This is a genomic window from Pseudonocardia sp. Cha107L01, from assembly GCF_052566575.1.
On sequence record NZ_CP199579.1, the window covers coordinates 3,776,857 to 3,793,213 of the forward strand.

A 16,357-nucleotide genomic window follows, 5' to 3' on the forward strand; every position below is an offset into this window, starting at 1 on the left:
GTGCTGCCCGTCGTGTCGCGGGTGCTGTTGCGGTTGCCGCTGTCGGGGATGGTGGTTGGCGCCGCGCTGGTCTGGATGGCGGCGGCGCTGTTCTCCACCTCACCGGCGGGAGCCTCGGTGGCGGTGGCTGAGTCGCCGGCGGTGCACCTTGTGGCCCAGGTCCGGCAGTCCGGTTCGCCGGCCGGCGGGCTCCTGAGCGCCGCTGTGGACGGGAGCGGCGCGTTGAGCTCCTGTGCCGATGGCTCGGCCGGTACGTCCGGTTCGTGTGACTCGCCGGCGGTTGTCGGCGTACGGGCGGCCGCATCCGGTCCGGGTTCCTCGGGCGGTTCCGGTTACGTCGCTCGGTCGCGTACGCACAACTCCTCCGTTAACCCGACTGGGTCGCCGAGCGACTCCGGGTTCCTGGACTGGCTGCGGAACCTGCTCGGGGTGTCCAGCGGTTCCGGTGCCTCCGGCGCGGGTGCCTCGGGTGGCGCCCGCGGCCACGCCGTCGGAGTGGCCTCACACTCGGGTGGCGCGGCCGCGGCCAAGCCGGTGGCCACCGGCCAGCCTGATGGCCACGCCGGCCAGAGCCCGGATGGCCGGGTGGCCGCGGCCACGGTCGGCACGTTGGCCGACAAGGTGACCGGTGAGTTGGCCGACGGGATGGCCGAGGGTGTGGACCGTCAGAACGCCGCGAAGCTCGTCAGCCGGACGGCCGCGAGGTTGGTCGGTGCGGACGGCGCGGGACGCTCTGCCGCCGCGGTCGCTGACCGGGTCGGCGCCGCAACGGGTGGTTGGGTCGAGCAGCTGCTCGACCGGGTGCTGTCCGGAGTCGGCAAGCTGGTCGGGTCGCTGGGTTCGATGAGCGGCACCGGCGGTCAGTCCGGTACCGGCACCGCATCGGGGACCGGGCAGACGAGCACGGTGGCCCAGGGGCAGAACGGGTCGGTCGGGCAACCGGCCGTGCCGGAGGCGAACGCGGGTCGGATGTCGGCCTTGCGGGCGGCGATTGACGACCCGTCGACCGCCGCCGATGTGTCGCCGGCGCAGCTGGCTCAGGCCGGTGTCTCGGCCGCCGATGTCGCCAAGCTTCTGGCGGCCGCCGGACAACCGAGTCAGCAGCGGAGCCGGTCGAACTCCTCTTCTCCACCTGCCGGGTTGAGCGGTGCGGGACTGTCGGGTCCGAGCGTTGAGCAGTTGCTCTCCGGCGCGGTGGATCTGGTGTCCGGGGTTGTGACCACGGTGGGTGGGCGGGCCGCCGGGCAGCGGACGCACGCCGCGCTGACCCAGGTGACTGATCAGGTCGAGTCGGCGCTGGCGGCGAGCGCGGCACTGAACAACGGCACCAACGGTGCCGGGCTCGGCGGGGTTGCGGGTGGCCGCCAGCCCGCTGTGGCGGGCTCGCGGCCCGAGCGGGACGCGGGTCCGACGACGACCAGCCGACCCCGCGGCGACGGTGATTCCGGCGCGGTCGCGGAGCTTGTGTCGCGCGTGACGGGTTGCGCCGCGACTGGCGCTCCGGGCTGCGTGGACGACGTGGTGGGCCCACTGTCGCGGTTCGTGGAGTCGTTGAGCGGGCGGGGCCCTCCGGCCGCCGCGAGCACCGACACCAGCACGTCCAGCGGCCAGACCGACCGCGGCAGTTCCAACAGTGCCGGCTCCAGCAGTACCCAGGCTTTGAGCGACCAGGTTGAGAGCGCGAGGTCGCAGCTCTCCCCGGCGATCGCCAAGCTGATCGACAACATCGTCTCCAGCGCCACCCGGATGGCTGCCCAGGCCAAGTCCGCCGCGGCGACACCCCAGCGAGGCTCCCGGCCTTCGTCGACGACCGTCCTCCCCGGATCGACCGACACCGGCTCCGGACAGCTCAGCGGCGGGCTCGTCCGCTTCATCGGGAACGTGCTCGCCGAGGTCGGCCAGTTCCTGGGCCAGCTCGGCACTCAACCTGGCACCACTGTCCCGGGCGGCAACCCGACGGGAAGCCAGGGCAGCGGCAACCAGGGCAGCGGCAACCAGGGCAGTGGTGGGGCCGGCCAGTCCAGCGGCGGGTCCGGCCAGCCCGGTCCCAGCGTGGACCAGCTGGCGCAGGGGATCACTCAACTGGTCCAGAGCTGGCTGGAGCAGAACGGGCTCATCGGCTCTGACGGTTCCGGTTCCAGCGCTGACCAGGGTGGGTCGGCGTCGAGCTCCGATGCCGGGTCCGGGCAGGGCCACCGCCACTGGGACGACTCAGGCGACTCCGACCACACCGGTCCGCGCCACCACCGCGGCGACCACCAGCACGGTGACCGGGACGGCGGCGATCAGGACCGCGGTGACCAGGGCCGCGGTGACCAGGGCAGCGGCGGGTCCGGCCAGTCCGGTTCCGGCGTGGATCAGCTGGCCCAGGGCGTCACGCAGCTGGTCCAGAGCTGGCTGGCGCAGAACGGCCTGACCGGACCGCCGAGTGGCGCCTCCGGTTCGGGTGCGGGTACCTCGGGCGCGGCCGCGACGCCCAGCGGTGACGGTTCGACCGGGAACGGCTCGAGTGACAGCCGCCTCGGTGGCGTGGTGCGGCTGGTCGACGCGGTGCTCTCGCAGATCACCCAGTTCCTGGGCCAGCTCACCGACGCCGGCTCCGGGGCGGGCGGCGGCAGTGCATCCACCGCGGCGCCCACCCCGCCGACGGGCGCGGGCCGCGTGTCGGGGATTCCGCCGCGCCAGCAACAGTCCGGCGCGGACGGCACGAACGGCGCGGACCCGTCCGGGGTAGCCGGCACGGACCGGTGGACACCGGAGGAGACAGAGCCGAGTGCCGATCAGTGGCTCGTCAGGCGGCTGGCTCAGGCCGGTGACAACGCCCCCAGTTCGGGTGCGGTGCCCTCCGCCCCGACCCGCCGGGGCCCGGGGGTGGACCAGCTGTTCTCGACGCTCGTCGATTTCACCTCCGGTGTCGTGGGTGCAATGGGCGGACAGGACGCCGGCCAACGCACCCACCGCGTGCTGACCGGTGTGGCCGACCAGGTCGAGTCGGCGATGGCAACCGGCGCGGCGCTGCAACGCGGCGCGGGCGGCGCGGGCCTGGACGGTTCGGGCAGCGCCGGCCAGCAATGGGGCGTCCCCGGCCCCCGGTCGGTAGCGGAGATCGCCGGCCGGGGCGACAGCGGTTCGGGGTCCACGGACGCGACGACGACCGACACCCCCGGCATCAGCGGCTGCGACCTCGACGCCGGCACCGGTTGCCCGGTCGCGGCTACGGCCAGGTCCACCGTGCTGGCGGCATTGCGCGGTCGGGGTCCTCCGTCGCTCGTGAACCTCCGCAACAACAGCAACACCAGCAACCTGGTCGAGAGCGCGCTGTCGCGGCTTTCCCCGACGATCACGTCGCTGATCGAAGACTTTGTGCCAGGCCTGACGCGGCCTGAAGCGTCGAAGGGCGGCCGGTCCGGCTCGGCGCACCAGCAACACTCGGGCAGCTCCGACTCGGATACCGACTCCGACGAGTCCGACAGCGGCCCCACGAACCGGCATCCGCACTGGGGTTTCCCCGGCAACGGCAGCCAGACCGCCCGAGGGCAGGCAGCTGGGGCATCCCAGTTGAGAGGTGTGGACCAGCTGGCGCAGGGGATCACAGACCTGGTGCGGGAGTGGCTGGCCAGCAACGGCCTCGGCGCTCGCTCGGGCTCCGGGTCCGGCCAGAACTCGGCTACCGGGTCGTCTGGTCTGACCGGCGGTGGTGGGTCCGGTTCGGCTGTGGACCCGGCACAGCAACTGGTCTCGTCGATCTTCGACCTGGTGTCCCAGATCGTGTCGGCGGTGGCCGGCCCGGCCGCGGGGCAGCAGACCCGGGCGGCGTTGTCGCAGGCCCTGGCCTCCCAGACCACCCAGGGCCGCGCCGGGCAGCAGGGCAGTCCGGGCACGCAGGGGAGCCAGACCGGCCAGGGGCAGCAGCAGTGCGGGGTGACCTGCAGCGCCGGTCAGCCGAACTCGACGGGCTTCCAGTCCTCGCTGGCGACGCGCCCGCCGCCGTCGTTGTTGCCCACCAGCGACGCCAACGGCGACCTCGGCGGCACGGACAATCCGTACGAGTTGGCGTCGTGGTGGGGTCCGCTGGACTCCCCGTCGGCGGCGAACCAGGCGCTGAACGATCGGTTGGCGGTCGTGAAAGGCCAGCAGTCGCTGACCGCCGCCCAGGCCAAGGTCAAGTCGGGGGCGATGACGCAGGCCGACTACGACAAGGCCGCCGCGGCGCAGAAGACCCTGTCGACCAAGGCCGACAGCGAAGCCGCCCAGCTGACCCCGTACACGTCCGGCCTGATCAACGACGTGGTCACCGGCCAGCAAAAACTGGCCACCAGCCAGACAGCACTGGACGCGGAGAAAGCCCAGGTCGCCGCGGGGAAGGTCACCCAGGCAACGTACGACCAGGACCAGGCGGCGTTCCGGGCCAACCAACAGCAGGTGAACGCGCAGACCGCCGCGCTGGCCGAAGCGACCGGTCACGATCCGACCACCGGTCTGCCCACCGGCGGGTCCGGCTCCTCCGCCGGCTGCGGCGCAAGCGGCGCATTCACCAGCTGCGTCACTTCCGCCCCCGACACTGCCCCTGACAACACGCAGGCCTCGGCGCGGGACGCGTGGTGGGGCGGCGGCCGGTCCTCAACACAGGATGTGTGCCTGGGGCTGACCGGGGTGTCCGGTTGCCGTACGTCGTCGGGCTCGGGGGACACCACAGCGTCGGCCTCCTGCGCGATCGACGGCGGCTGCCAGACCGCGACCAGGAACGGCACCCAGTCGGCGTCCACCTCCTGCGGGGCCGGCGACTGCAACACCACCTCCCAGGCCGACGAGACGCGGGCGACCACGTTGTGCCAGGGCGCGGGAGGCTGCCACGCCACCAGCACCACCCCGACCGCCGACCCCACCGGCGGCTCCGGCGGTAAGCCCGACCCGGCGGACAAGTCCACCTCGAGCGGGGCGTGCACCGGCAACTGCGCGGTCGACACCGACACCAACTCCATCCTCGCCTACGCCGGGTGCCAGACCGGCACCGGCACCTGCGACACCGACTCCACCGGACACACGTCCACCACCAGTGGGGACACGACCGGCACGACCGGCGCTCCGGCGGGCACCGACCCGGCGAAGACCGGTGGGGACGCCTCCGGCTCGGCGCACTGCGCGACCAAGACCGGCGGATGCAGCACCTCGTCCGGGGCGGACCCGACCGGCACCGACCCGACCGGCACCGACAACACCTGGGACGGAACGGACCGGGGGAACCGCTGGGACCGGTACACCGACCAGAACGGCCGGGACGGCGGCAACAACGCCGACTCCAGCACCGCCAACACCGCCGACTACCGGTACAGCGCAAACACCGGCGGGGACAGCGCCCCCGGCGCCGGCACCGGCAGTAACACCGGCGGCGCGAACACCGGCAGCACCGGCACCGCGACCACCGGCAGCACCGGCACCGCGACCGGGGCGGGCGGCAACCGCCCGAGCGCGGCGGACACCAACGCCGACACCAGCGCAGCGCTGACCGGCGCGGGCACCGGCGGCCCGCAAGCCCAGGCCAGCGTGCAGTGCGCAACCGACGCGACCGGGTGCACGGGCAGTGCGACCACCGACACCGGCGCGAACAGCACCCACACGGACACCGTCCCCACCGCCGCGACCGGGACGCCGGGCACCGCGACCGCACAGTCCGGTGGCACCGCCAGCCCAGCTCCGGCCGCCACCCCCTCCGTGAACCCGGCCGACCCGACCCAGGGCGCGGCCGTCACCCCGGCCACGGCCGTCACCCCGGCGCCGGTGCAGACGACCACAGTGAAGCGGGCCACCACCGGCCAGGCCTCCTGCACGGTGGCCGGCGGCGGCTGCCAGAGCCAGTCCGGTTCGGTGGCCACCAACCCGGACACCACCGACACCGCGTGGGCCGGCCTGTTCGGCAACGCCACCGGGTCCGGTACCGGACAGAGCACCGGCTCGAGCGGGGCGTCGGTGTCGGTGACCTGCCAGCCCGGGCAGACCGGGTGCTCCGGCAACGGGTCGTCGAAGACCTCCTCCACTGGATCCGGTGACGTGACCATCGACCCGTCCACCGGAGCGGGCTCCCGGGCGGCCGCGAAGACCTCCACCGGGTCGTCGACCTGCACCGCGACCGACGGGAACTGCCAGTCCCAGTCGAACTCCGCAACGCGGTTCACCCAGCCCACCCTGACCGCCGCCACCAACCCCGCCGCCAACCCGGCCGGCGCCGCCGCAAAGACCGCCGTCGAGACCGCCGCTGCCAAGACCGGCCAGGCCGGGGCGAAGCCGACCGTGTCGGGCGGGTTGGAGAGCGTGTCCGACGCCTCCGCCTCGGTGCACTGCGCCGCCGGCTCGACCAGCTGCTCGGGCACCGCCGGTTCCGAGGCGACCGGGGCGGACGCGGCGGTCGACAACGGCCGGGCGAAGTCCTCGACGGGCAGCGGCGAGTGCACGGTCAAGCAGGGTGGCTGCGACGCCTCGACCGACTCGCTGGCCAGCTCCTCGCCGGCGGTGACCCTGCCCGGGCAGAAGGCGGCGGCCACCGGGCCCTCGGCGGTGTCCACCTCGACCGCCTCGGTGGACTGCTCGACCGGGGCCGCGGGGTGCTCGGGGACGGCGACCTCGTCGGCCACCAGCTACGACCCGGCCGCCGGCGCCCCGCGCACCACGACCGGCACGGCGTCGTGCACGGCCGGCGGCGGGTCGTGCACACCTCAGACGGTGTCCGCGGCCTCCACCGGCCCGGGCGCCACCACCTACCTGGCCGGCGATCAGAATGGGCAGGGCGCCCAGTCCGGCTCGGGCCCGTCGGCCGCCTCCGCCTCCGGTGCGGCGCTGACCTGCGACACCCAGTCCAGCTGCACCGGGACCGTGACCAGCTCCGCGACCGGCACCGACCCCGGCGTGTCGCCCGACCCGCGCGGCTCGACCGGCACCGGCACCTGCCAGGGCGCGGTCGGTGGCTGCCAGGCCGTCACCAACTCCGGTGCCTCCGCCGGCCCGGACGCCTCGAAGGTCGCTCCGCTGGTGAACGCCCCGTCCACCACCAACGCGACCACCACGTCCGACAGCATCGGCAACCAGGCCACCCAGAGTGGTCAGGGCGCAACCCAGGCCTCCCAGGGCGGCAGCGGCTCGAACGGCGGCGGCACCGGCACCGGCTCCGGCGGCCAGCAGCCGGCCACCCCACCGGCACCCGCCGGCTCCCCGGGCGCCGGCGCGAACGTCGCCCCCACCGTGCCCGGAGCGTCCAGCTGGTCCAATGCCACCGCCACCCTGAACTGCCAGGCCGGCGCGGGCGGGTGCACCGGCACCGTGCACTCCACCGCGGTCGGCAGCGACGGCCCGAAGACGGCCACCGGCGCCACCGGATCCCGCGGCCCCCCGGCCGGGCAAGCCTCCACCTCCGGTAGCTGCACCAGCCAGGCCGACGCCCAGGGCGGCTGCCAGGCAGTCAGCAACTCCACCGCCGGGTCCGGCCAGGTCGTGGCCGACACCATGGCAATGACCAACCAGAACGCCGCCACCCAGGCAAAGCAGCAGGCCCAGCAAGCCCACCAGGCCGCCGACCAGGCCAAGCAGACCGCTGACGCCCCGGGCGCGACCGCCGCCCAGCGCAAGGCCGCGACCGACGCAGCCGCCACCGCCAAGCAGGCCGACCAGGCCGCGACAGCGGCAGCGAAGACGGCCGCCGCGCCGGTGACCAACGCCCCGCCGACGCTGTCGCAGTCGCAGGCCACCGCGCAATGTGTCACCACCGGCTGCACCGCTGCCACCACCGGTGACACCTCCGGCATCCCCGGCGTCTCCCACACCGACGCCACCTGTACCGCCGGCCAGGGGGGCTGTGCGGTCACCAGTGACGCGACCGTGACGCTGATGCGCGACTCCGGCCAGCGCACCGCCGGTGACAAGAAGAACCCTGCCGGCGACCCGATCCCGGGCTCCTCCGGCAGCGCTGAGACCGGCTCGAACGCCGTCTGCCCCGACGCCGGGTGCACCGCGAAGGTGACCGGCAAGGTGACGGCCAGCGTCGAGCAGGGCGGCCGGCACAGCACCAGTACCGGGGACGGCAACACCGCCTGTGCCGGCTCCGGTCCGTGCCAGGCCGGGATCCGGGTGACCACCAGCACCGCGGTGACAGCGCCCGGGGTGAAGTCGCAGTTCGCCGCCACCTCCGCGAACGTGGCGGTCAGCTGTGACAACGGCACCGACGCGGGCTGCCCGATCCACGCGGCCAGCCAGAGCGATGTGGTCGGTTCCAAGGACGTGCACGCCAAGACCACGGCCACCTGCGCCGGCGGCACCGGCTGCCTGGTGGGCACCGGCGGCACGGCCTCACCGGACCTCGCGCAGGTCAGCTACCAGTGCGGCGGCGCCGGCGGCTGCACCGGCCACAGCGAGGGCAACGCCAAGATCGGCGCGGCCAGCGGCAACGCCAACAGCGACTGCACCGCCGCCAAGAACGGGCAGTGCGCCGGGACCACCCTGGTCGGTGCCTCCTCGGACGGCAGCGCCATGGCCGGCGCGAGCTGCCAGGGCACCGAGGGTTCGAAGTGTCACTACCACTTCGACGGCACCGCCTCCGACTCCGCCGCGGACCGGCGCTCCGGTGCCTGGGCCAAGGCCTACGCCCACGGTTCGGAGGACGGCGAGATGGGCGGCGGCGTCGTCCAGGTGCAGGCGAAGGCGTTCGCTCAGGGCGCCGACGCGCAGGCGCAGGCAGTGTGCATCGGCGCGAAGAACTGCACCTCGCCGTACTCCGCGCACGCCGAGGCGCACGACCGTCAGGGCCAGAAGGCCAACCCGAAGCAGCCGAACATGCCCAGCGGCTACTGGTCCGCCGACGGCTCGGGCACCTGCTCCGGCAACGGCAAGGGCGGCTGTGGTGTCCACGCGTGGGCCAACGCCGGCCCCGGCGGCAGCGGCGGCGCGAAGTGTTCCGGCGACTGCTCGGGCTTCAAGCTCGAACAGGCCGGCGCCAGCGCGTTCACCAAGACCGGCCCGTCCTGGAACGAGATCTTGGCCGCTCGCGCCGCCGCCGCGGCCCGGGCGGCCCACAAGACGCAGGACATCGATCAACTGGTCAAGGGGCTGGGTCCTGACCAGTCCCTCATCGGTTACAAGAAGAACAAGGACGGCAGCTACACGATCTACACCAAGGACGCCGGTGGCACGCCGCAGACCCGGACCTGCCCTGCCTCCGAGTGCAAGCCCGGCGACACGGTCAACGGCGGTGGCGGGTCGATCACCTTCCCGGCCCAGGGCAACCCACAGACGAGTAGGACGTCGGCGCCGGGACACGACAACCACACCTGCGACGCGAACGTCGGCTGTGCGCTCAACGGTGACAAGAAGGGCAACGGCGGGTACTGGATCGAGGGCAACGGCACGGTGCACGACGGCATCACCGGGTCCACGATGGGCTTCAAGGACTCCCGGCCGGCCGGCAACGACACCCCGAGCCAGAACTCGGGCAGCTTCGGCAACACCAAGGGCGCGCCGTTCACCTTCAGCTGCAACGGCGGCTGCAAGGGCGACGTCAGCAACGTCGACCTGGGCAAGGGCAAGTTCACCGACCACATCGACCTGGCCGGCACCCCGAACCTGCTGGTCGGCCGCGACGGGCTGGGCAACCTGGGCGACTACAGCCACGCCGGCGCGGGCACCATCACGCTGCAGGGCCGCGACGGCAAAATGATGGACCCCATCACGTCCACCGCGAAGGACGGCCTGGCCCCGGACGCGTGGGGACAGATCACCCAGAAATACGGCTACACGCCATGGGACGCCGACACGCTGGGCAAGGTGCTCGGCCCCGGTGACTCGCTGATCGGCTACCAGAAGAACACCGACGGCAGCTACACGGTCTATACGAAGGACCCGAAGGGCACCCTGCAGACACGGCAGTGCGCGGCCACCGAGTGCAAGCCGGGCGACACGGTCAACGGTGGTGGCGGGAAGATCAACTTCCCGGCGCAGGGCAACCCGAGGGCAACCCACCCGTCGGCGCCCGGTCACGAAGACAGCGCCTGCAGCGCGAACGTCGGCTGTGGGCTCACCGGCGGCGACGACGGCGACGGCCTGTGGTGGCTCAACGGCAACGGTCAGGTGCACGACGGCGTGACCGGCTCCACGATGAACTTCAAGGACTCCCGACCGTCGGGCAGCAACACCCCGAGCCACAATGCCGGCAACCTGGGCGGCACCGGCGGCGCGCCGTTCACCTTCACCTGCAACGGCGGCTGTACGGGCGACGCGAGCAACGTCGACCTGGGCAATGGCAAGTTCACCGACCACGTCGACCTGGCCGGTTCCCCGAACCTGATGACCGCCCGCGACGGCTACGGCAACCCGGGCTACTTCAGCCACGCCGGCCAGGGTGTGGTCACTCTGCAGGCGGGCAAGGACGGCAAGGACGTCATCACCTCCGACGGCAACGGCCTGCGCCCGGAGGATGACTGGTCGACGATCGTCACCCGCGGCTCGGACGGCACGCCCGGCCTCTACCACGTCACCGGCGGCCAGACCTTCGACATCAAGACGACCGAGGGCTACGAGATCAAGCAGACCGACAAGGACCGGATGGAGGTCCTCGCCCACGGCGACCCGGCGGCCATCGCGGAGATCCAGTTGAAGGCCCAGCTGGCCGGCATCAAGGTGAACACCGTCTACGAGGTCGGCGCGGACAACGACGGGAAGATCATCACTCCGGACGGCGACGGCAAGGGCGGCACCGTCGACTGTGTCGGCATCTGCACCTACACCCGGCCGCACGACCAGGCGCAGACCGAACCGTGCCAGTACCGCTGCACGATGCAGTTCCAGCTGGCCACCGGGGAGGGCAAGGCCCCGCTGGGCACCGGCATGGTCAAGATGGTCGGACCGGACAACCAGTCGGTGACCGTGACCGACCCGTACGGCAACAAGTCCACCGGCAGTGGCGTCACCACGATCGTGCAGAACAACGGTGCAGGTGGCGGCCAGTGGTGCACCAGCGACAACAAGTGCACCAGCACGAACACCCAGGGCCACACCCGGACGTGTACCGGCAGCCCCGGTGGCGAGTGCGGCGAGTACGTGCTCAATCCGATCACCGAGGGGCCCTACAAGGGCAAGAACACCGGCACGGGCTGCAACCCGGGCGACGGTGGAAAGTGCTCCGGCACCGTCTCGGCCGACGTCCCGGACCTGGGTTGGCGCGGCAACAACACAGACGGCTCGCTGAACCTGTTCACCGACCAGAACGCGCGGCGCACCCCCACCGACCTGCCGATCGACCAGTACCTCAAGGCCAACGACGACCGGTACAAGCAGGACGGCATGGTGCCGATGCTGACGCCGGACCAGTACAACGCGATGAGTCCGAAGGACAAGCAGGACTACCTGGACTCGGTGAAGATGGGCCAGCCGGTCTCGGACACCGACCGAGGTCTGGCGATCATCCAGATGGGCTCCTACGCCTCCACCGCGAACTGGACCGTGAACAAGGTCAACGGTGAGCGGAAGGACATCGACGCGGCGATCGCGGCGGCGGACAACGGCACCGCCACCACTGCCCAGCGCAACCTGCTGCGCGACACCGGTCGCCTATACACCGACTTCAACAATGCACAGCGGGCGCTGACCGGCGCCGAGTCGGCCGTCGGCCCGGCGCTGATCGACGGGCACCGGCCGATCAACACCTCCGCCCAACAGATGGCCCTCGACCCCAAGTTGATGGACCAGATCAACAAGATCCCGGGCAACACGCCCACCAACGACCGGGACCAGCAGATGCGGGATCTCGGCAAGCTCACCGGCCTGCCGAACGGCGTCACCGCGGACGGCAAACCGGCTGGCCCGGACGGCAAGGCTCTGCCCGACCCGACCCCGGACCAGGTAGCCCAGGCGGGCGCCGCGCAGGTACTGCGGCTGAGCATGATCCCGCGATGGAACGACCACGACGATGCCGTTGCGGCCAACCAGAACCGGATCATTGATATCAACAACGGTGCGCCGGCGTCCAACAAGGAGCGCACCCAGCTGAACGACCAGAAGGACCGTCTGGACGCCGAGGGGAAGAGCCTGCAGAAGACCCAGGACGTCTACAACGCGCTCGCGCCCGCCGCCACGCCGCCGGACGCCGCGACCATGGCCAAGCTGCACGCCTACGACATGGCCGTCGCGAACGTCTCCGACGACCCCGCCTGGGGCGACAAGATGAGCTACCTGCTCGGGCTGCAGCAGCGCGCGGGCGACGCCGCCGCCACGGCGAAGAAACACGGCGACCAGGACCTCGAGCAATCGCTGGTGAAGGTCAGCGGCATCGGCGGCGTGGGCTACGACGCGGTCATCCGGGACCCGGTGTTCCGTTCGACGGACAACCGCTACTCCGACCTGCGGATGCCCTCGACCGGCGCCTCCGACCTGTACTTCTCGATGCGCTCGGCGAAGTACGCCGACGACTGGAGCAAGTACCACGGCGACTACGACTGGTACTTCAACTCGATGGGCGCCAAGCCCGTGGACGGCCAGCCGCAGGAACAGTTCCGGGGCAAGACCGTGGCCGACCGGCGCGCCGAGTTCGCCGCCGAGGGCAGCCCACAGGCGGTGAACCAGAAGCTGTTCGGCAACCAGGACATGACTCAGGCCGATTACGACCAGTTGTCGGAGAAACAACTGAGTAGAGCCAAAGAAGTCGCCGGGCAGGACGGCAAGATCTACAAGAAGAGCTATGTGCACCAGGACAAGGACGGAGTGATCAGCTGGATCACGCTTCCGGTCGCGCAACCCAAGAACGGCCAGGGCGAGATCATTGACCCGGAAGGCAACCACTACAAAGACCTGACCAGCTTCCAGGAGAACAACGAGATGTTCTCCGCCGACGACAAGTTGCTCGGCGCGAAGAACATGACCAGTACCAGCGGTGCTGTCGACGCCGGCACGTTCGACGGCCATAAGACGCCGGGGTGGAAGAGCGGCGGTGGCTGGGCTTCCTTCGGTCTCACCCTCGTCGGCGGGGTCATGTCGTTCATCCCCCCGGTAGCTCCGGTCGGTTGGGCGATGGTGGGTGCCGGCATCGGCACCGGGGCCGCCGTCTCCGGGGCGAGCCTGTACCAACGAGCGAGCGTCGGGCAGTCCTGGACGCCGTGGTCCGGTGGCGCCGCGACGATGGAATGGATCAACATCGGCGCCTCGGCGTTTGCTGTGGGCGGGATCGGGGTGCGGCTCGCGTCCGAGCTCGGCAGCACGGTGAGTACCGGGGTGATGGCCGCCGGGCGTGCCTCCGAAATCGGCTCCGGTCTGGTGTTCACCGGCATGTATGGCCAGCAGGTCGCCGGCGCCGTCGACCGGTGGGGCGCGGCGGGGCCGAAGGAGCGCGACGAGATAGCCACCGGTCTGTGGCAGAGCAGCGCGTTGATGGCTGTCGGTGGCGCACACCTGGTGGCGCGCGGTGCCGGGGCGGCCAATGACTTCCGGATCGGCCGGATCGCGGCCGGACCGGAGCTGCGGCCGGAGATCTCTCCCGGTGTCGAGCGGCCGTTGATCGACCGGATCCAAGAGGTGGTCAACCCGTACCGGACCGTCGACGTGCAGACGGTCGCCGATCACCTGTCCCAGAACGGCCGGACGGTGACCGCGGACCAGGTGCGCGGGGCCGTCGCGGATGCGCCGGCGGGCATGGCCCGCCACCGGGTCAGCAGCGATGGGACGGCCCTCGATCCGACCCGCCCGCCGCCCGCCGGCCGGAGTGTCACCGGTTCCGCCCCGAACCGGAGCCGGAGCGGTGCCCAGGACGGCGACTACGCCAGGCCGAGGATGGAGCAGGAGATCGGCGACCACGTCGGCGCCCGGAAGTCGGAGCCGGTCCAGGGTGAGTCCGGTGACCCGGCGGTCAGCGACTCGGGCCGTCCGACGGGCACCGACCCGGCTCGCCCCGGCGGTAGCGACCCGGTTCGCCCCGGCGGTAGCGATCCGGTTCAGCCGGTCAGCACCGGCACCGGCTCGGCCGGTTCGGTCGGCACCGGCGGCACCGGTTCGGTCAGCCAGGGCACGACCGGCGGCCGGCCGCAGGCCCAGGGCGGCGGTCAGCTGGCCGCGGACGTTCCGGCCCAGGGGCACGGCAACGGCCCGCGGCCCGACGGTGCCGCCCCACAGCCGCTGCCGGGACAGACCGGTGGCTCGGGCAACCCGGCCCCGGCTCGTGACCCACCCGCGGCCGTCGGCGACCCCATCGGCCAGCAGACCGGCGGCCAGCAGACCGGCGGGCAGCAGACCGGCGGGCAGCAGACCGGCGGGCAGCAGACCGGCGGGCAGGGTGGCGGCCAGCAGCCCGGCACCGTGCAGCCGGCGAGCGGCCCGGCCGCACCCAGCGGCCAGCACAGCACGCCACCGTCCCCGACCAGCGATTCCGGCCCTCGGCCGGTCACTCCGGCCGTGAACCGTCCCGCCGCTGGCTCGACCGGTTCCGCTGACCAGGGCTCGAACGGCTCCAACGGCTCCGGCGCCGGGCGGGACAACAACGGCGGCCCGCACCCACCCGCCAAACCCGACCCCGCGCCCCCGACCGGCCCGAACAACACCCGCGCGGGCGGCGGCAACGGCCCCGGCGGCGACGGGGCCCCGCTGTCCGACGGCCTCTCCGGGGGTGGCCAGGGCGCTCGGCACGGTCCGGGCCAGGACCAAGGTGGCACCGGTCCGGCGGTGCCGGACAGCCCGCTCGACTACTCGCCGAGCCACGGCCCTCCGGGCGACCGGACCACGACCAAGCCCAACTCGAGCGAGGAGGCTCTGCCAGGAACAGGTAGCAGCAGCGAACGTCCCTTTAACCGCGCGGACGAGCAGTCCGGCGGCCCCCAGGAAACCGAGCCACCTCTCGGCCCGGAGCAGAACTGCGCATGTGAGGCGCAGGATCGCGCCAAGGCGTCGGACCCGAGCGCGGTCAACCCGGACGAGGTGCGGCCGGCGACAGCGAACGACCAGGACACCGGCCAGGTGCAGAAGCACCTGGAGGAGACTTACAACGGTCGTACCGAGCTGACCACGAACGACCAGCTCGATCGGGGCATGGCGGAGGCGCCGGAAGGCACCGGCGTGTTCGTGTGGTCCGACGAGGGCGGCGTGGCCCACCTGGTCTACGGGCGCAAAACCAAGACCGGGGTGGAGTACTACGACGGTCACCAGGTCCTGCTCAAGGCGCCGGAGAACACCCGGGCCGCCATGGTGGTCGACTCCGGCAAGGCGCCCGCGCCGAACCTGGCGGAGGAGATCGGTGAGCATGTCGGGGCCGCCGAGCACACCCCCAGTCGACCCGCGGTACCGCGTGACGAGCCGGCCCGCGCCACTGGCCACGCCGACGGAGCGATCGTGGGTCGGGGAAGCACCGGGACGTCGGACGCCCCGGCGGCCGCGCGGCCCGCGCCGGAGCCCCGACCGGCATGGGTGCCCCGGTGGTTGTCGCGCTCGGTGAATATCGCGGCCCGCGCCTCGGCCGGCTATGTCATCGGCTTAATCCTGGGGTTCTCCGCCCACCCCGTGCCGGTCGCGGAACCCGCCCCGGTGGCGAGCCCGCACGGTGTCGCGTACGAGATGGCCGGGCGTGAGGTGGGCGGGCGTACCGGCCCGATCGATGGGCACTGGTCCCGTTCGCCGGACCAGGGTGGGGACAGGTCGAGCGAGCAGCGGTCCCCCAGCCAGCGTGCGGAGATCCGGAAGGCGGCCCCGGAGCTGCGGTCGGTGTCCGACGGCTCCCCGGGCCGGACCCCGACGCCTGGGGCCCCGATGCCCGCGTCCGCGTTCGTCCATCAGTTGCTGACGTCGGTGTGGGAACGGCGCTGGGACGACGAGGCCGATCAGCGCTCGGCGAGCTGGCGAACGATGGGTCACCTGCTGCTGCAGGTGGTTATCGGGCCGGTGACCCAGGTGCGGGACTACCGGTTCGAGGACAAGATCTGGAAGTCGAATGCCAAGCTGGCGCGGGACGACGGCGAACTGCACGCCGCTGAGCTGGACGCCAAGCGGACTGTCGACGAGCTGACCGAGGTTCGGCACCAACTGTTGGCGCAACAGGCCGAGCTGACCGACAGCCACGGCACCGCGGCCGACATCGCCGCCCGGCTCGCCGAGTTGGACCAGGCATTGACGCGGGCCCGCCAGGCCGCCGACCAGGTGTGGCGCCTGGTGCACCTGCCCAGCTCCCGGTCCGGGGGCGAGGGCGCGCACGAGGAGTTGCTCGAGCACTACCAGGATCTGGTGGAGCAGGAGCAGGACCTGGCCGAGCAGCGGCGGGAGGTGGCCGAGCAGGTCGCGCGACGGCAGCGGGCGGCGGAGACCATCGACCAGCTGTCCAACTCGATCGTCTGGGCCGGGCAGCAGCGGG

General features: G+C 72.3%; 1 protein-coding gene (cut by a window edge). It reads left to right on the plus strand.

The window, feature by feature from the left end; all coding sequences use genetic code 11:
• On the plus strand, nt 1-16,357 hold the 5' portion of the coding sequence (locus ACTXG6_RS17930; RefSeq protein WP_445188951.1) for a hypothetical protein. 11,750 nt of this gene lie beyond the right edge of the window; 16,357 of the gene's 28,107 nt are visible here — the first part of the coding sequence; the start codon lies at nt 1-3; its stop codon lies off the right edge, out of view.